This is a genomic window from Sphingomonas sp. 37zxx, from assembly GCF_000786205.1.
Taxonomy (GTDB): Bacteria; Pseudomonadota; Alphaproteobacteria; order Sphingomonadales; family Sphingomonadaceae; genus Sphingomonas.
In genome coordinates, this window is record NZ_JROH01000015.1 from 56,611 (window position 1) to 74,456 (window position 17,846).

Below are 17,846 nucleotides of genomic sequence, written 5' to 3' on the forward strand. Positions count from 1 at the left end.
CTTCGGTAGTGGCAGCGGATCGGGCGCGGGCGGAGCGCAATCGCCCTGCACTGCGTAGAGCGGATGGACGAAGCGTTGGTTGCACGACGTTGCCGGAGCGCGACGAATCCTATCGCTCGACCGTCGCCGTCCCGCCGGTGGCAGGCACCAGCTTCAGCCAATCGCGCGGCGGCAAACCTTGCTGCGTCCCCAGCAACGCCGCGATCGGCCCGCCATGACTGACCACCAACACCCGCCCGGCAGGCAAGGCGGCGCAAGCGGCGGCGGCGCGGGTGGCAAGCTCGGTGGTGGTTTCGCCGTCGCCGGGGCGGAAGCTGTCGGGGGCGTCGATCATGCCGTCCATCGCATTGCCAGTGGCGCGATAGATCGCCTGCCAGCTTCGCCCCTCCCACGCCCCGAAATCGCGCTCGCGCCATCGGGGGTCGCAGGTGACGGGCAAGCCGGTTTCGCGGGCGATCGCCAGCGCCAGTGTCGCGGCGCGGCGAAGCCCCGAATGGACGATGTAGGTGGGTGCCCAGGCCGCAAGCTGGGGTGCCAGGCTGCGAACCTGCATCAGCCCCGCGCGGCTAAGCCCGATGTCGCTGATGCCATAACAGCGCCCCGCCCAGGCGCGTGCAACGGCAGGGTGACGCACCAGCAGGATCATCGCGCGGTGGCCGCGAGCAGCGCGATCAATTGCCCGGCATAGGCCGCAAAGCCCAGGCAATCGCCCGTGCTGCCACCGATCCGCCGCAACAGCAGCCGGCGGAACCACCACAGGAACGCACCCGCCGCAACCAAAGCGAACAGCAAGCCGGCGGGATCATTCATCGCGAACATGCCCAGTGCAGGCAGGGCGACGAACCCGGCGAAGGCCAGCCGCCGCGCATCGGTGAGCGCGCCGATGTCCTTGGCCAGGCCGGTACCCGTCGGCACTGGCGCGATCGCCGCCATCGTCGCCACCACCAGCAGCCGCCCGAACGTTGCCGCCGCGACGATCGCCCCGAACGCCTCGAACGGCGGCAATGCCAGCACCAGCGCAATCATCGCGCATGCGCGCAGGGCAATCGCCAGCAGCAGAGCGACCGCGCCATAGCTGCCGATGCGGCTGTCCTTCATGATCCGCCGCACATCCTCCGACGTCAGCCCGCCGCCGAATGCGTCGCAGAAATCGGCGACCGCATCCTCGTGAAACGCGCCGGTCAGCAGTGCCTCGACGATCAGCGCCAGCACCACCGCCACCGGCACCGGCCACACCGCGCTGGCCGAAACCGCCACCGCCGCCGTAACGCAGCCGACCAACGTGCCGACCGCAGGAAACCAGCCGACCGCGCGCGCAAGCCCGTCGACCACCTGCTCGCGCGACAGACGCGCGGTCATCGGCACCGGGATTCGCGTCAGGAACTGCACCGCCAGCAGCGGCGGCGCCCAGCCGGGGGCCTCAGTCGGCACGCCCCACCCCCAGATCGGCGAGCGATGCGACATCGCACAGGATCGCCGCCGCACTGTCGAGCAGCGGCAACGCCACCAATGCACCGGTGCCCTCGCCCAGCCGCATCTCCCAATCGAGTAGTGGTTCAAGTTTCAAATGTGCGAGCGCCGCGCCGTGGCCCGGCTCGGCCGAGCGATGCGCGGCAATCATCGCACGCGCGGTGCCCGGAGCCAGCCGCTCGGCGATCAGCGCGGCGGCGGTGGCGACATAGCCGTCGAGCAACAGCGTCGCGCCCGCCGCTGCACCGGCCGCGAAATAGCCCGCCATCGCCGCGATTTCGAACCCGGCGAGCGAGGCGATGGCGGCGCGCGGATCGGCCTCGCTGCGGGCACGCGCGACGGCTTCGCGCACGACGCGCTGCTTGATCGCCTGCACCTCGGCATCGGCCCCTGCCCCCGGCCCAACCGCCGTTTCGGTCGCGACATCCGCCAGCAACGCGGTGAGGCAGGCGGCAGGCGTGGTGTTGCCAATGCCCATTTCACCCGCGATCAACACAGCCACCCCGGCCTGCACCGCGCGTTCGGCCTCCTCGGCTCCCACGTCCCAGGCCGCGTCGAACTGTTCGAGCGTCAGCGCGGGGCCGGTCGCCAGATCGGCACTGCCCTTGCCCAGCGACGCATCGCGGAAATGATCGGGCATCGCCCCGCCCGGCGGGGAGGCCACCCCCATATCAACCAGCCGCAAGTCGCAACCATGCGCCGCCGCCAGCGCGTTGCTCGCCGCGCGGCCCATCGCGATCGTCGCCACCATCAGCCCGGTGACGTCGCTGGGCCAGGCCGACACCCCTTGCGCGACGACGCCATGATCGGCGGCGAACAGCACGATCCTGCGCGGGCGGGTGACCGGATCGAGCCGCCGCTGGATGCAGGCCAGCCGCACCGCCAGCGCTTCAAGCTTTCCCAGGCTCCGGCGCGGTTTGGCAAGCGCGTCGAGATGGTCCCAGGCGGCGGCTTCGTCGATCATGCGGCAGTCCTTGCGATAGTGAGCAGACGGTCGGCATCGACCACGCGGTCGAGCGCGGCGGCGAGCGAATCGAGCGCGGCATCGACCCGCGCGGTTTCGTGGATTCCGTTCGATGCAACACCCAGCCGCGCGAGCAACGCGGCGCGCTGTGCGGGATGGTCGAACAGGCGGTGGACATAGCAGCCGGCGATCTTGCCGAGCACCGCCCCATCCTCGCCGCCATCGGCGAAGCGCAGCATCGGCGGCGTCCCCGGTTCGGGGCTGGTGCGCCCGGCATGGATTTCATAGCCCGTAAAGGCGGCAGCATCGGCGATGCTGATGCCGGTCACGTCCTCCAGCCTTTTGTCGCCGGTCAGCACGGTATCGACCGGCAACAGCCCCAACCCCGCGACCTTGCCCGGCATCCCCTCGACCCCATCGGGATCGGCGATCGTCGCCCCCAGCATCTGATAGCCGCCGCAAATCCCCAGCACCTGCCCGCCCCGGCGAACATGACCGGCCAGGTCGATGTCCCATCCTTGCGCGCGCAAAAAGCCCAGATCGGCGATCGTCGCCTTGGTCCCCGGCAGGATCACCAGCGCGGCGTCGGCGGGAAGCGGCGATCCGGGCGGCACCATCACCAGCCGCACGGCGGGTTCGGCGGCGAGTGAGTCGAAATCGTCGAAATTGGCGATGCGCGACAGCATCGGCACCGCGATCACCACCGCGCCCTCCCCCGACGCGGCCGAATCGAGAACCACCGCATCCTCGGCGGGGAGCGAGCGCGCCGCGGTGAGCCAGGGGATGACGCCAAGGCTGGGCCAGCCGGTACGCCGTTCGATCTCGCGCAGGCCCTCGTCGAACAGCGCCACGTCGCCGCGAAACTTGTTGATCAGGAACCCCCGGATCGTCGCGCCATCCTCGGCATCGAGCACCGCATGGGTGCCGACCAGTGAGGCGATCACCCCGCCGCGATCAATGTCGCCCACCAGCATCACCGGCACGCGCGCTGGGCGGGCGAAGCCCATATTGGCGATGTCGCCGGCGCGCAAATTGGTCTCGGCAGGGCTGCCCGCACCCTCGACGATCACCAGGTCGCATTCGGCCGACAAGCGCGCATAGGATTCGAGCACCGCGCCCAGCAGTGAAACCTTCGCCGCCTGATAATCGCGCGCGGCAAACTGGCCGCGCACCTGGCCATGCACGATCACCTGCGCACCGACATCGGATTGCGGCTTGATCAGCACCGGGTTCATGTCGATCGTCGGCGGGGTGCGGCAGGCGAGTGCTTGCAACGCCTGCGCCCGCCCGATCTCGCCGCGCCGGCCATTGGCGTCCGGCTGCGTGACGGCGGCGTTGTTCGACATGTTCTGCGGCTTGAACGGGCGCACGGTGAGTCCGCGATTGGCGAACAGCCGGCATAGCCCCGCGACCAGCACCGATTTGCCGACGTCGGAGCCGGTGCCCTGCAACATCACCGCAGCCATGCGAGCACTCCCACGATTCCCCACAGCAACAGGCAGGCGCGCAGATACATCGCCAGCGCGCGACGCAGATCGCGGGCGTCGGGCGCACGGCCCTGCCCAAGCCACGCCCGCGCCGCCGCTTCGCCGTCATAGCTGACCGGGCCGCCGAGCCGGACGCCCAGCGCCCCCGCCATCGCCGCTTCGGGCCAGCCGCCATTGGGCGAAGCATGCGCGGGTGCGTCGTGCAGCATCGTCCGCCAGCCGCCGCCCCCGACCAGGCAGAGCATCACCCCAGACAGCCGCGCCGGCAGCCAGTTCACCACGTCATCGGCACGCGCGCAGGCCCAGCCGAACGCGGCATAGCGCGAGTCGCGATGGCCGACCATGCTGTCGGCGGTGTTGATCGCCTTGCAGATCGCCAGCCCCGGCAATCCGGCAACCGCGAACCAGAAAGCGGGGGCGACGATGCCATCGCAGAAGCTTTCGGCCAGGCTCTCGATCGCGCCGGTGGCGATCCCCGCTTCGTCAAGCGACGCAGTGTCGCGCCCGACGATCATCGCCAGCGCCCCCCGCGCGCCCGCAATATCGCCAGCCGCCAGCGGCTTCAGCACCGCCGCGACATGATCGTACAGGCTTCGCTGCGCGAGGCCGGTGGTCGCCAGCAGCACGATAACTGCCGCGCCTGCGACCTCCTCGATCGCCCAGCCTGCACCGCCCGCCACCAGCGCCAACACCGCGAGCAACGCACACCCCGAAACCCGCCGCGCACCCCAGCCGCCACGGTTCATCCGCACCTCGATCGCCGCGATCAGCGCGCCGATCCAGGTCACCGGATGGCCGATCCGCCGATACACCGCCGCCGGATAGCCCAGCGCCGCCTCGACGATCAGCGCCGCGAGCAATTGTTCCTCGCGGCCAAGCATCACGTCCGCCGCACCGGGATCACATAGCGTTGCCCCTCGGGCGTGTGCCCGACATGCGCCTCGACGCCGTAAGTCTGCGCGATCAGCGCCGGCGTCAGCACGGCTTCGGGTGCCCCCGCCGCGACGATCCGCCCGCCGCGCATCAGCACGACATCATCGGCCACGCGCGCCGCCTGGTTCAAGTCGTGGAGCACCACCACCACTCCCGCACCTTCCGCCGCCACCGCCCGCAGCCGGTCGAGCACGTCGAGCTGGTGCGCGGGGTCGAGGCTGGCGAGCGGTTCATCGGCAAGCAGCCATTCGGGCTCGCCCGCCAGCACCCGCGCCAGCAAAACCCGCCCACGCTCGCCCCCCGACAATGTCTCGACCCGGCGATCGGCGAAGCGCGTCACGTCGGTCGCCGCCATCGCGCGCGCCACCGCCGCGCGATCCTGCTCGCTTTCGCCCCAGCGTCCGCGCCGGGGATAGCGGCCCAGCGCTACCAAGGTCGCGACATCGACATCCCAATGGACATCGGCGGTCTGCGGCAGCAGCCCGATCCGCCGCGCGCGATCGCGCGGGTCGATCGCCGCCAGCGCCTGCCCGTCGAGCGTGATCGTGCCGCTGTCGGGTGCGCGCAGGCTGGCGAGGCAGGCGAGCAGGCTGCTCTTGCCCGCGCCATTCGGCCCCAGCACCGCCGCCACCCGCCCGCGCGCGAAGCTGGCGTCAATCCCGCCAAGCACCGCCGCGCCGCCCAGCGACAGCCGCAGCTCGCGAACCAGCAACCCGGTCATGCCAGCTTCCTCCGCATCCGCACCAGCAACACCAGGAAGAAAGGCCCGCCCAGCATCGACATCGCGATCCCCAGCCGCAATTCGCTCACCGTCGGCGCGGCGCGTACCAGACTGTCGGCAAGCAGCAGCAGCAGCGCCCCGCCCAGCGCCGAAGGGAGCAAGGTCGCCGAGGGTCGGTTGCCGACGAACGGGCGCACCAGATGCGGCACGATCAGCCCGACGAAACCGATAATCCCCGCCGCCGCCACCGACGCGCCGACGCACAGCCCGACGCCAGTCACGATCAGCCATTGCAGCCGCAGGCGATCGACCCCCATCGATCGCGCCGCCGCCTCGCCCAGCGTCAGCACGTCGAGCGCGCGCCCGGTAAAGGCGATGCACGCCGCGCCGACGCCGATGATCGGCAGCGCCAGCAGCACGTCGTCCCAGCTTCGATCGGTCAGCGCCCCCAACAGCCACGTCACGATCTCGCTCGCGGCGAAGGGTGTAGGGGCAAGGCTGATGGCCAGCGCGGTCATCGACCCCGCGACGCTCGACACGATCACCCCCGCCAGCGTGAACACCAGCACGCTCGCCGAGCGTCCGGCTAGCAATGCCAGCAACGTCATCGTCGCCGCCGCGCCGGTCAGCGCAAATGCGGGCAGCAGCCAGGCCGACAGCGCAAAGCCAAAGAACATCGACAGCACCGCCCCCAGCGCCGCCCCCGCCGACACCCCGAACAGCCCCGGATCGGCGAGCGGATTGCGAAGATAGCCCTGCATCGCCGCCCCCGACAGCCCAAGCGCCGCGCCGATCAGCAGCGCCAGCACGGTGCGCGGCATCCGCAGCTCGAAGATGATCAGGAAGCGCGGATCGCCCACGCGCCAGGCTTCGGCGGGAAGCCAAACCTTCCCCGCGATCAGCGACAGTGCCACCGCGAAGGCAATGCCGACGGCCAGGGTCAGGTTCAGCCTCATGCGGCAGGCAATCGGCTGCGGATCACGCGGAGGCGAGTCATCGCATCGACGATCGTCGGCCCGCCGCAATGCATCAGCCGCTCGGGCCACGCCGCTCGGGTCATGTGGCGCGCGAGCGGGCGAAGCACCGGATGGCTCAGCCGCCGGTCGCCGGCCCCCTCCCCCTCGCCCACCGTCAGCAACACGCGCGGCGGCTTTGCCACCAGCCGTTCGAGCGGCAATATGTCCCAATTCTTGAGGCCGTAATCGGCGCTCAGGTTCCGAAAGCCACCGGCGCGCAGCATGTCGCTAGACAGCGTGTCGGTACCCGGCACCAGCCCCCCGCCCTGCCAGATCAGCGCGGGGATCGCGCGGCTATCGGCTGGCTTGGCGGCGCGCACCGATCGCTCGATCGCCTCGGCCAGCACCGCACCGCGTTCGGGCCGGCCAACCGTGTCGGCGATCAGGCGGACCTGCGCCACACTTTCGGCAATCGTCGTCGGCACGTCGAGCTGCACCAGCCGCACCCCCATCCGCCGCAGCGCCAAAATGGTCGAAGGTGCGACATGCCGGCCCGACAGCACCACATCGGGGGCCAGCGCCACCACTTCCTCAGCAGTGCCCGATGTCGCCTTGAACCGTCGCGCGATTTCCACCGGGATCGAACTTGCCTCGGGGTCGTGCGAATAATGGCTCACGGCGGCGATCTGGCCGCGATCGGCGACCCGCATCAGCACCGAATCGGCGCAGGGGTTGATCGAAACCACCCGCAAGGGCGCCGGCGCGGGAGCGGCCCCCACGCACAGCAACGCCGCCAGAAGCCCAGCGCGCTTCAATATTCAACGCCCCGCTGCGCCTTGAAGCCCGCCTTATACGGGTGCTTCACCTCGGCGAATTCGGTCACCAGATCGGCGATTTCGAGCAATTCGGGCTTCGCGCCGCGCCCGGTGATGCAGATATGCTTGGTCAGCGGACGATCGCGCAGGAAATCGACGATCTCGCCGATCGGCAACGTATCGTCGCGCAGCACGATGTTGAGTTCATCGAGGATGACGAATTCATAAGCGGGGTCGAGGATCAATTCCTTCGATCGCTCCCACGCCGCGCGCGCCGCCTCGATATCGCGCGCGCGGTCCTGTGTATCCCAGGTGAAGCCCTCGCCCATCACCTCGAACGTCAGCAGGTCGGGCGATGCCTGGAAGAAGTTCTTCTCGCCGGTTTCCCACGCGCCCTTCACATATTGGACGATGCCAACTTTCATCCCCCAGCCAAGCGAGCGGATCGCCATGCCGAAGGCAGAGGAGGATTTGCCCTTGCCGTTGCCGGTATGGACGATCAGCAGCCCGCGTTCGAGCGTGTGGCGCGCCTGCATCCGTTCGCGCGCGGCCTGGACTCGCTTCATGCGGGCATTGTGGCGGGCATAATCGTCGGGCGTGTCGGTCATTTCTTGCTCCAGTCATTGAGCGCGGAGGCGATGCGATCCCATGCCGCAGGGGTGCCGGGCAACCCCATCCTTAGCCAATGCGGTCGATCGGCGAACGGGCGGGTGAGGATGCCGCGCTGCGCCAGATGATCGAACAGCCCGTCGCGCTGCGGCGTCTCGATCAGGCGGAACAATGCGGTGCCGCCGGCCACGCCTAGCCCCGCGCCGCCAAGCAGCGCATCCAGCCGAGCCGCACCCTCGCGGACGCGCGCCGCCTGCATCGCCGCCCAATCGCGATCGGCATAGGCGGCGGTGCCGATCGCGATGGCCGGCCCCGGCACCGGCCAGTCGCCCAGCAGTTCGCGCAAGCCCAGCACGATCATCGGCGGCGCAAGCACGAAGCCGAGCCGCAATCCGGCAAGCCCATAGAATTTGCCGAACGATCGCAGCACGATCAGCGAATCCCAGTCGCGTCCCGCCAGGCTGATCTCAGGGGTGGCATCGACAAAGGCTTCGTCGACGATCAGCCAGTCGTCGCGCTCGGCAATGCGTTCGAGGGTGGCGGCGTCGATGATCTGGCCGTCGGGATTGTTGGGCCGGGCGACCATGACGGTTTCGCCCGAGCGCACCGCATCGGGCAGCGCGTCGAAGCCGGCGCTGATCGCGCGTCCGGCCCACATCGTCATATGCCCCGAATAACCCGGCCCCCCGACGATCGCATGGCCGCCGATCATCCGCCCCAGCAGCCGCAGCGCCAGATCGGTGCCGGGCACCGCGACCACCCTGCTGGCCGACACGCCGAACGCGGCGGCGGCGCTTGCCTCCAACGTCGCCAGCGCCTCGGGCGTCGGCAGATGCGCCAGCGCCGCCGCCTCAATGGTGGCAGGATAGGACCAGGGGCTTAGGCCGGTCGACAGGTCGATCCAATCGGCAACCGCGGGATAGGCCGCCCGCGCGACATCGACCCGCCCGCCATGCACGGCGAACCGGGCAATATCGGGCGACGACACGTCGATGCGGGCGGCCTGCACCATCAGTAACGCACCCGCACGCCGCCATAAGCGGCGCGACCCGGCGTGCCATAGCGGAAGATCGTCTCATAGCGTTCATCGAACAGGTTTTCGACGCGGCCATATAGCTCGACATTGCGCGTCACCGGCAGCGCCGCGCGCAGATCGGCGAGCACATAGCCCTCGATCCGCCGGGCGTTGCTGGCATTGTCAAAGCTGGTGCCAACATGAGTCAGCGTCGCCCCGGTCTGCAACCCGAACGGCCAGCTATAATCGACCGTCGTCGTCACGCTGTCGCTGGGTCGCCGCGGCAGCCGCCGGTCGAAGTTAACGTCGCCGGGCGAACGGTTGCGCGCGTCGATATGGCTGTAATTGCCCTGGATGGTCAGCGCCGGCACCGGGCGAAACGCGAGCGTCAGCTCGACACCCTGTGCGGTCGCCAGCGCGATATTGTCATAGGTGCCCGATGGCCGCCCGGTGCAGATGCCGGTGAGCGGCCCGGCGCACGACACGAACACGATCAGGTCGTCGCTGTCGCGGCGGAAATAGGTCGCGCTCGCTTCGATCGCGCCGTCCAGCAGCCGCTGCGTCACCCCGGCGTCCCAGCCATGCGCGCGTTCGGGGCGAAGCGCCTGATTGCCATATTCGCTTTGCAACTGGAACAGCGACGGTGCCTTGAACCCCTCGCTATAGCTGGCGCGCAGCAGCGTCGCGCCGTCATTGGGGGAGAATACCCCGCTGACCGCCGCCGTGGTCGCACCGCCGAAGCGGTTATGCTCGTCGTGGCGCAGCCCGCCGGTCAGCGTCAGCCCGGTCACCGGGGTCGCCACCAACTGGCCATAGACGCTGTCGATCTGCGCCCGCCCGCGGGTCTCGGGGCCGCCAAAGCTAGACGAGGTAAAGCGCGAGGTTTCGCGCTCGAGCCCAAAGGTCGCCTGGCTGCCCGCGACGATGTCGACGATACCCTGATATTCCAGCCGTTCGTTGCGGCCTTTGCCCGCGAACGTCTGGGCCGAGTCGAAACTGGCGCGATCCGAATCGGTATAGGCAAAGCCCAGCCGGTTGCGGAACCGCCCGTCGAACAATGCCGCGTTCAGCCCGGTATAGCCGACGAACTCGCGCGTCGTGCTGTATTCGGGGGTATCGCCAAGGGCGAAGGTCGGGGCGGCAAAGCCGTCAATCTCGACTCGCCCGTCCGAATAATAGCCGCGCGCATCGACCGAAATCGCGTCGGTCAGCGCCAGGTTCAGGTTCAGGTTCGCGCCCCAGTTGCGATAGCCGTCGCGCTCGATGCCGCCGCGCGCCTCGCTGAACGCCGAAATGCCGTCGCTGCGGAAATAGCCGCCGCCCGCGCTCACCGACAATGGCCCCGCCTTGCCCGAGATATTAGCGACCGCCTGGCCGGTGTTGCGCCAGCCATATTCGGCGCGCGCATTCACCGCCAGCGCCTCGGTCGGCGGCGCGGTCAGCAGGTTGACGACGCCGCCGATCGCCTGGCTGCCCCACAGGATCGACGACGGACCGCGCAGCACCTCGATCCGCTGGATATTGCCGACCAGCAGATTGCCGAAATTGAACCCGCCGCCGGGCGACGAGGGATCGTTGAGCTTCACCCCGTCGATCAGCGCGACGGTCTGGTCGCTCTCGGCCCCGCGGATGTATACCGAGGTCGAAGTGCCGATGCCGCCGTTGCGCGTTACCGTGACGCCGGGCAAGGTCCGCAGCAGGTCGGCGACCGACTGGGTCTGGCGGATTTCAATTTCCCTGGCGTCGAGGATGCTAACGCTCTGGCCGACACGGTCGAGCGGCTGTTCGCTGCGGTTGGCGGTGACGACGATCGTGTCGTCGGGGGTTTCGGGAATATCGCTGGCGTAAACGGGCGATGCGGCCAGCGCGGCGGCCAGCGAAAGTGACGAAATACGGACAGACATGTTCTTCCCCTTATCAACAACAAGGGGTCGCGCGCCCGGCGGGCACGATGATGCTATCGTGGGGAACCTCCACGCGCGCCACCCCAACGGTGTCGTCACACGAGGAAAAAACCTCGATCGCCCGGATATTCCCGTCCGCGCGAAGGACCGACCGTGACAGGCAGGTCTCCTGGCTCCCGGGTCACCGCGTTCGTCCCGCCTTCCCGGACCCTAGGGTCCAGTGGCTTGAATGGGCGAACGCTCGCCGGTCACAGTTGCGGGTACAGCCCCGGACTGCGGCCACCAACTGGCCGCTTCCGGGTTCCCTTTTGATCCCATCTCTGGGAACCTGTCACCCGGACGGCACTAATGCCCGCCCGAAGCGGAGGCAATAGGGTTGAATAACGTGCATTTCTTCGTCGGCGGCGCGCGATCGGGCAAGAGCCGGCTGGCCCAGGCCGCTGCCGAGGCGCTGCCGGGGTCGCTGGTCTATCTCGCCACCGCACAGGCATTCGATGCTGAAATGACCGACCGGATCGCGCGCCACATCGCCGATCGCGGCGCGCGCTGGCGCACGGTGGAATGCCCGCTCGACCTGCCCGCCGCGATCGTGCGGGAGGGCGATGCAGGGTCGGTGCTGCTGATCGATTGCCTCACCTTGTGGCTGACCAACGTGATGCTCGGCGACCACCCGATCGAGCCAGCCGTCGATGCGCTGGTGGCGGCGCTGGCGGCGGTATCGTGTCCGGTGATGCTGGTGTCGAACGAGGTGGGAATGGGCATCGTCCCCGAAAACACCCTGGCAAGGCGGTTTCGCGACGAGGCGGGTCGGTTGAACCAGCGGGTGGCGACGGCGGCGGGCTCGGTGTCGTTGGTGGCGGCCGGGCTGGCGCTGCAGATGAAGTAGCAGTGGTACGAGCGGGTTCGTCATTCCCCGCCGCCGATGCTATCGACACTGCCATGACCGACATCCCCCGCCCGCGCCGCAGTGCGCTGTACCTGCCCGCCTCGAACGACCGCGCGATCGCCAAGGCGCGCACGATCGATTGCGACGTGGTGATCCTCGACCTCGAAGACTCGGTCGCGCCCGAGGCGAAGGAGACGGCACGCGCGCAGGCGGTGACCGCGCTGGCGGTGGGCGATTTCGGCGAGCGTGAACTGGTGGTGCGGATCAACGCGCTCGACACCGAATGGGCCGCCGCCGACCTCGCGGCGCTGGCCGAAGCACCGCCGCACGCGATCCTGCTGCCAAAGGTCAACACCGCCGCCGACCTTGCCGCCTGCGCGCAGCGATTGCCCGAGGGCGCGGCGCTGTGGGCAATGATCGAAACGCCCACCGCCCTGCTGGCGCTGCCGCAGATCGCGGCGGCACCGCGCCTTGCCGCGCTGGTGATGGGGATTAATGATCTGGCCAAGGACATGGGGATGCACCCCGGCAGCGACCGGCTGCCGTTTCAGCCCTTCCTCGCGACCACCGTCGCGGCGGCGCGGGCGCATGGGCTGGCCGCGCTCGACGGGGTGTTCAACGGCATCGACGATCCTGAGGGGCTGGCCGCCGAATGCGCGCAGGGGCGGCGATTCGGCTTTGACGGCAAGACGCTGATCCACCCGTCGCAAGTCGCGCCGTGCAACGCCGCATTCAGCCCCAACGCCGCCGACATCGCCGAGGCCGAGGCGATCCGCGATGCCTTCGCCCTGCCCGAACATCGCGGCAAAGGCGCGATCCGCCTGCATGGCCGCATGGTCGAACGCCTGCATCTGGCGCAGGCGATGCGGGTGCTGGCGATTGCCCGGCAGTAAGCCGGTCAGCCCGCCTTTTCGGCGGCGGTCTTGATCGGTTTGCCCAGGATCGTCTTCACATAGACGCGCTGCACCAGCACGAACACCACCACCGTCAGCGGCGCAGCAAGCAGCACGCCCAGTAACCCGAACAGGATGCCCGCGCCCGCGACCGCGAACAGCAATACGCCCGGCGGCACATCGACCGCGCGCTTCTGGATCAGCGGCTGGAGCAAATTGCCCTGGATCTGCTGGATCAGCAGGAACAGCCCGACGGTCCACAGCGCCGTCGTCGGCGACACGGTGAAGGCCAGCAGCACCGCAGGCACCGCCGCGATGATCGGCCCGATAAAGGGAATGATGTCGAGCAATCCGGCGATCAGCCCAAGCCCGCCCGCCGCCGGCACATCGAGCAGCCACAGCCCCAACGCGGTGAACGCCGCAACCACGACCATCGACATCAACTGGCCGATCATCCAGCCCTTCAGCGCGGTGGCGGCATCGTCGAGGGCGGCTTCGGTCACGTCTTCGGCGCGTTTCGGCATCAACAGCACCAGCCCGCGGCGATACACCCCCGGTTCGACCGCCAGGAAGATCGCCCCCACCAGCACCAGCGCGAAATCGGCCACCCCGCTGCCGGCCGACAGCGCATAACCTCCCGCCCCCTGCAACACGCTCGACAAGTCGTTTGCGCCGCTTCGTACAAGGTCGCGTACCTGATCGCCAATGCCCCAGCCATCGAGCTGTGCCTGTATTGCTTCGAGCGCGGGCGGAAACTGTTCGCGGATGGTGTCGAACTCCGCCGCCAATTGGGTTCCGAACATCGCGAAGACGCCAATGAAACTGCCCAGGATCACCAATACCGCCGACATCAGCGCCAGCCCGCGCGGCAGCTTCGTCCATCGCTGGATCAGGCTGGCAAGCGATTCGAACACCACCGACAGCACGATCGCAGCGAAGATCAGCAGGAACAAGTTGGTGAGCGAGATCAACAGCGCGGCGACACCGATCAGCGCCAGGGTGACCACCCCGATGGTCGCGATCCGCGACATGGTCCATTGCCGGTCGGTCGGCTCGGTAATCGATTGCTGTTCGGACATGTTTCCCCCTGGTCCGCTTTTCCTGCGCGCGGGCTGCCCGCGCACCGGATTTGCGCTTTAGGTCGGCACAAGCACCCAAACCAGTGCTTTGTTCCGCCCAAGCGCGCCACCGCCGGGGGCCGCGTTACAGCGATCGCGCGATCAGCACCTTCATGATCTCGTTCGATCCGCCATAGATGCGCTGCACCCGGCTGCTGCGGAACATGCGCGCGATCGGGTAATCGTTGATATAGCCATAGCCGCCGTGCAGTTGCAGGCATTCATCGACGATTTCCCATTCGGTGTCGGTGACCCACATCTTGGCGATGGCGGCGGTGGTGATGTCCAGGCTGCCGTCGAGCACGCGGCGCACGCAATCCTGCACAAACACCTTGGCGACGGTCGCCTTTGCCTTGGCCTCGGCCAGCTTGAACTGCGTATTCTGGAAATCGAACACGCGCTGGCCGAACGCCTGGCGCTCCTTCACATATTCGGTCGTCACCGCGATTGCGCGTTCCATCGTCTGGACGCTTTGCACCGCGATAATCAGTCGTTCGCGCGGCAGTTCGGCCATCAACTGGCGAAAGCCCCTGCCTTCTTCGGTGCCGAGCAGATTGTCGGCGGGCACCCAGACATCGTCGAAGAACAGCTCGGAGGTGTCCTGGGCATCATTGCCGATCTTGTCGAGCGTCTTGCCACGGCGAAACCCCTCGGCTTCGTCGGTTTCGACCACCAGCAGCGACACGCCCTTGGCGCCTAGCGCCGGATCGGTCTTGGCAACGACGACGATGAAATCGGCGATCTGGCCGTTCGAAATGAAGGTCTTGGCCCCGTTGATCCGATAGCCGTTGCCGTCCTTCTTTGCGGTGGTGCGGATCGCCTGAAGATCGCTGCCCGCCCCCGGCTCGCTCATCGCGATCGCCGAAACGCTGTCGCCCGAACACAGCTTGGGCAGCCAGCGGCGCTTCTGCTCCTCGGTGCCGTGCGCCATCACATAGGGCAGGATGATGACATTGTGCAGCGACAGGCCGAACCCCTCGACCCCGTTGCGCGCCACCGCCTCTACCAGCGCCACGTCATGCCGGAAATCACCGCCCGCGCCGCCATATTCGGTGGGAATCGACACGCCCAGAAACCCGGCATCGCCCGCCTGTTTCCAGAACGCCCGCTCGACCTGCCCCGCCTCGCGCCAGCGTTCGATCCGCTCGGGCGGTGCTTCGCGCTGAAAGAACAGGTCGGCGCTGTCGGCGAGCATCCGCAGCTCGTCGTCCTGCATGTAATCGGGGGTTGGTACATCGAGTACGGGCATGATCTTCTCCTGAAAATCCCCTCCGCTGCGGGAGGGGTTTTGATGTCACCGCATCCCCATGCGGATCGCGCCGTCGAGCCGGACATCCTCGCCGTTGAAATAGGGGTTGCGGATCATCTCCATCGCCAGCCCGGCGAAATCGACCGGGTGGCCCAGCCGCTTGGGGAAGGGCACCGATGCCGCCAGCGCTTCCTTCACATTGGGCGGCGCGGCGTTCATCAGCGGGGTGTCGAAAATGCCGGGCAGGATCGTGTTCACCCGAATCCCCTCGCCCGCCAGGTCGCGCGCGATCGGCAGCGTCATGCCGACGATCCCGCCCTTCGACGCCGCATAGGCCGCCTGGCCGATCTGCCCGTCTTCGGCGGCGACGCTCGCGGTGTTGACGATCGCGCCGCGCGAACCATCGGCCATCGGATCGAGCGTCAACATCCCCGCCGCCGATTTGGCGATGCAGCGAAAGCTGCCGATCAGGTTGATCTGGATGACCCATTCAAACGCCTGCGCGGGGAAATGCCGGATCTCGCCGGTCGCCTTGTCGCGGGCCGCGGTCTTCATCGCGTTGCCGACGCCGGCGCAATTGACCAGCACCCGCTCCTGCCCATTGGCGGCGCGCGCCTTGGCAAAGCCCGCCTCGACTGATTCGTCCGATCGCACATCGACTTCGCAAAAAACGCCGCCGATCTCGGCCGCCAGCGCCTCGCCCTTGTCGGCGTTCAGGTCGAAGATCGCGACCTTTGCGCCCGCCGCTGCCAGCGCCTGCGCGGTCGCCGCGCCCAGGCCCGACGCGCCGCCGGTCACCACTGCTGCCTGTCCGTTCACATCCATCACATTCTCCTGATTTCTGTCTTTTTTGCTTATTCGCCGGCGATCACGCCGCTGTCCGCCAGTGCCGCGATCCGATCGGCGGCGAAGCCGATTTCGCGCAGCACTGCGGCGGTATCCGCGCCGATCGGCACCGGCGCGCGCGGGGGATCGGCCATGCTCACCGAAAAGCGCGGTGCCGCCGCCGGGGTGGTTTGCCCGTCGACCGCGATGAAGGTCGCGCGCGCCGCGTGGTGCGGATGCGCCAGCGCCTCAGTCATCGTCAGCACCGGCGACACACAGGCGTCGATCCCCGCGAACGCCGCGACCCAATCGTCGCGCGACCGGGTGGCGATCACCCCGGCGATCCGCGCCTTCAGCACCGGCCATTGGTGATGATCGAGCCCGGCGGCAAAGGCAGGGTCGTCGCCCAGCCCCAATACTTGCAGAAACGCGCGCTGAAACTGCGGCTCGATCGCGCCGACCGCCAGATAGCCGCCATCGGCACAGGCATAGCTGCCATAGAAATGTGCGCCGCCGTCGAGGATATTGCCGCCGCGCTGTTCGCGCCACAGCCCCTGATCGCGAAACGCCCAGGTCATGCTCGAAAGATACGCAGCACCGTCGGTCATCGCGGCATCGACCACCTGGCCTTCGCCACTGGCGCGGGCGTGGAGCAGCGCGGCGAGCATCCCGAAGGCCAGGAACATCGCGCCACCGCCGAAATCGCCCAGATAATTAAGCGGCGGCACCGGCGGGCCATCGGCGGTGCCGATCCCGTCGAGCAGGCCGGCGATCGCGATATAGTTGATGTCGTGCCCCGCCGCCTGTGCCAGCGGCCCGGTCTGTCCCCATCCGGTCATGCGACCATAGACCAGGGCGGGGTGGTCGCCGATCAGCACGTCCGGCCCCAGCCCCAGCCGCTCCATCACGCCGGGGCGAAACCCCTCGATAATGCCATCGGCGGTGCGGCACAGCGCGCGCACCACCTCCACCCCCTCGGACGTCTTGCAATCGACCGCGATCGAGCGGCGCGAACGATCGAGCGGCACCGGCCCGCGCCGCGCGCCCGGCCGTTCGATGCGGATCACCTCGGCACCATGATCGGCAAGCAGCATCGCCGCAAACGGCCCGGGGCCAATGCCGGCGAACTCGACGATGCGAATGCCGCAGAGCGGTCCCATCGCGCTTACAGCGCTTCGATGATCGTCACATTGGCGATGCCGCCACCCTCGCACATCGTTTGCAGGCCATAGCCGCCCCCGCGCTTTCGCAGCGCATGGACCAACGTCGCCATCAGCTTGGTGCCCGACGCGCCCAGCGGATGCCCCAGCGCGATCGCGCCGCCATTGACGTTGAGCCGCGCGGGATCGGCCCCGGTGTGCTTGATCCAGGCGAGCGGCACCGTCGCGAACGCCTCGTTCACCTCGTACAGGCCGATCTGATCGAGCGTCATGCCCGCGCGCTGCAACGCGCGATCGGTGGCGAACAAGGGTTCTTCGAGCATGATCACCGGGTCGCCGGCGGTCACCGTCAAATTGACGATCCGCGCCAATGGCGTCAGCCCGTGATCCTTGAGCGCGCGTTCGGAGACGACCATCACCGCACTGGCCCCGTCGCAAATCTGGCTGGCATTGCCGGCGGTGACGACACCGCCTTCGGCAAGTGTTTTCAGGCTGCCCAGCCCCTCGATACTGGCATCGAAACGGATACCTTCGTCACGGAGATGTTCTTCGCTGCCCTCGGGCGTTTCGATCGTCAGCGCGATGATCTCGTCGGCGAAGTCGCCGCGCGTGGTGGCAGCGGCGGCGCGGCGATGGCTTTCGAGCGCAAAGGCGTCGCACTGGTTGCGAGTGAAGCCATGTTTTTTGGCGATCATCTCGGCCCCGGCGAACTGGCTGAAGCCGCGCACGCCGAAACGGTTCAGCACCGCGTCGCTGAACAGCTTTGCCCCGTTAGAGGTGCTGCCCATCGGCACGCGGCTCATATGCTCGACGCCGCTGGCGATCACCACGTCCTGCGTGC

Annotated in this window: 18 protein-coding genes and 1 riboswitch; of the genes, 2 read left to right on the forward strand and 16 right to left on the reverse strand. The window is 68.3% G+C overall.

The window, feature by feature from the left end:
- Positions 1–109 precede the first annotated feature (109 nt).
- Genes QU44_RS08680 through QU44_RS08730 form a run of 11 tightly spaced genes read right to left on the reverse strand, consistent with a single transcriptional unit; the run spans position 110 to position 10,874 of the window.
- Positions 110–646 (reverse strand): histidine phosphatase family protein, encoded by a 537-nt coding sequence (locus tag QU44_RS08680; RefSeq protein ID WP_033921566.1) that lies wholly within the window; start codon positions 644–646, stop codon positions 110–112.
- A complete protein-coding gene (locus QU44_RS08685) occupies positions 643–1,431 on the reverse strand; it encodes an adenosylcobinamide-GDP ribazoletransferase (protein ID WP_231621677.1) in 789 nt (262 codons plus the stop codon). Before QU44_RS08685 ends, QU44_RS08680 begins: the two co-directional genes overlap by 4 nt.
- A complete protein-coding gene (gene cobT / locus QU44_RS08690; protein WP_033921567.1) occupies positions 1,421–2,434 on the reverse strand; it encodes a nicotinate-nucleotide--dimethylbenzimidazole phosphoribosyltransferase in 1,014 nt (337 codons plus the stop codon). The genes QU44_RS08685 and cobT overlap by 11 nt, the downstream gene beginning before the upstream one ends.
- Entirely contained in the window at positions 2,431–3,900 is a 1,470-nt protein-coding gene (locus tag QU44_RS08695) for a cobyric acid synthase (RefSeq protein ID WP_033921569.1), read from the reverse strand. The genes cobT and QU44_RS08695 overlap by 4 nt, the downstream gene beginning before the upstream one ends.
- Positions 3,888–4,802 carry an adenosylcobinamide-phosphate synthase CbiB gene (gene cbiB, locus QU44_RS08700; RefSeq protein WP_033921570.1) on the reverse strand — a complete coding sequence of 305 codons (915 nt, stop codon included), beginning with the start codon at positions 4,800–4,802 and terminating at the stop codon, positions 3,888–3,890. Before cbiB ends, QU44_RS08695 begins: the two co-directional genes overlap by 13 nt.
- Positions 4,802–5,575, reverse strand: a complete 774-nt coding sequence (locus tag QU44_RS08705) for an ABC transporter ATP-binding protein (protein ID WP_033921571.1) — start codon at positions 5,573–5,575, stop codon at positions 4,802–4,804. The genes cbiB and QU44_RS08705 overlap by 1 nt, the downstream gene beginning before the upstream one ends.
- Entirely contained in the window at positions 5,572–6,531 is a 960-nt protein-coding gene (locus QU44_RS08710) for a FecCD family ABC transporter permease (RefSeq protein ID WP_033921573.1), read from the reverse strand. The genes QU44_RS08705 and QU44_RS08710 overlap by 4 nt, the downstream gene beginning before the upstream one ends.
- A complete protein-coding gene (locus QU44_RS08715; RefSeq protein ID WP_231621678.1) occupies positions 6,528–7,346 on the reverse strand; it encodes an ABC transporter substrate-binding protein in 819 nt (272 codons plus the stop codon). The genes QU44_RS08710 and QU44_RS08715 overlap by 4 nt, the downstream gene beginning before the upstream one ends.
- A complete protein-coding gene (gene cobO / locus QU44_RS08720) occupies positions 7,343–7,954 on the reverse strand; it encodes a cob(I)yrinic acid a,c-diamide adenosyltransferase (protein WP_033921577.1) in 612 nt (203 codons plus the stop codon). Before cobO ends, QU44_RS08715 begins: the two co-directional genes overlap by 4 nt.
- Positions 7,951–8,967 (reverse strand): aminotransferase class I/II-fold pyridoxal phosphate-dependent enzyme, encoded by a 1,017-nt coding sequence (locus QU44_RS08725; RefSeq protein ID WP_052134507.1) that lies wholly within the window; start codon positions 8,965–8,967, stop codon positions 7,951–7,953. The genes cobO and QU44_RS08725 overlap by 4 nt, the downstream gene beginning before the upstream one ends.
- The gene (locus QU44_RS08730; protein WP_033921578.1) at positions 8,967–10,874 is read right to left on the reverse strand and encodes a TonB-dependent receptor plug domain-containing protein; all 1,908 of its coding nucleotides are present in this window, start codon (positions 10,872–10,874) and stop codon (positions 8,967–8,969) included. Before QU44_RS08730 ends, QU44_RS08725 begins: the two co-directional genes overlap by 1 nt.
- A 142-nt stretch (positions 10,875–11,016) precedes the next feature.
- Positions 11,017–11,221: riboswitch (cobalamin riboswitch) on the reverse strand.
- A gap of 29 nt (positions 11,222–11,250) precedes the next feature.
- Here QU44_RS08730 and cobU point away from each other — a divergent pair.
- Positions 11,251–11,760: a bifunctional adenosylcobinamide kinase/adenosylcobinamide-phosphate guanylyltransferase gene (gene cobU / locus QU44_RS08735; protein WP_033921579.1), complete on the forward strand. Its 510-nt coding sequence runs from the start codon at positions 11,251–11,253 to the stop codon at positions 11,758–11,760.
- Positions 11,761–11,813: 53 nt separating this feature from the next.
- Positions 11,814–12,653 carry an HpcH/HpaI aldolase/citrate lyase family protein gene (locus QU44_RS08740; RefSeq protein WP_033921580.1) on the forward strand — a complete coding sequence of 280 codons (840 nt, stop codon included), beginning with the start codon at positions 11,814–11,816 and terminating at the stop codon, positions 12,651–12,653.
- A gap of 5 nt (positions 12,654–12,658) precedes the next feature.
- On the opposite strand, the gene QU44_RS08745 is transcribed toward QU44_RS08740, so the two are convergent.
- From QU44_RS08745 to QU44_RS08765, 5 genes are all read right to left on the reverse strand, one after another.
- On the reverse strand, positions 12,659–13,732 hold the full coding sequence (locus tag QU44_RS08745) for an AI-2E family transporter (RefSeq protein ID WP_081987936.1): 1,074 nt from the start codon (positions 13,730–13,732) through the stop codon (positions 12,659–12,661).
- A gap of 124 nt (positions 13,733–13,856) precedes the next feature.
- The gene (locus tag QU44_RS08750) at positions 13,857–15,020 is read right to left on the reverse strand and encodes an acyl-CoA dehydrogenase family protein (protein WP_033921582.1); all 1,164 of its coding nucleotides are present in this window, start codon (positions 15,018–15,020) and stop codon (positions 13,857–13,859) included.
- 45 nt (positions 15,021–15,065) lie between these two features.
- On the reverse strand, positions 15,066–15,845 hold the full coding sequence (locus QU44_RS08755) for an SDR family NAD(P)-dependent oxidoreductase (protein ID WP_033921584.1): 780 nt from the start codon (positions 15,843–15,845) through the stop codon (positions 15,066–15,068).
- A gap of 29 nt (positions 15,846–15,874) precedes the next feature.
- Positions 15,875–17,005, reverse strand: a complete 1,131-nt coding sequence (locus tag QU44_RS08760; RefSeq protein ID WP_033921586.1) for a CaiB/BaiF CoA transferase family protein — start codon at positions 17,003–17,005, stop codon at positions 15,875–15,877.
- Between the two features lie 5 nt (positions 17,006–17,010).
- A partial coding sequence (locus QU44_RS08765) for an acetyl-CoA C-acyltransferase (RefSeq protein ID WP_033921617.1) occupies positions 17,011–17,846 on the reverse strand: 836 nt, incomplete at its 5' end.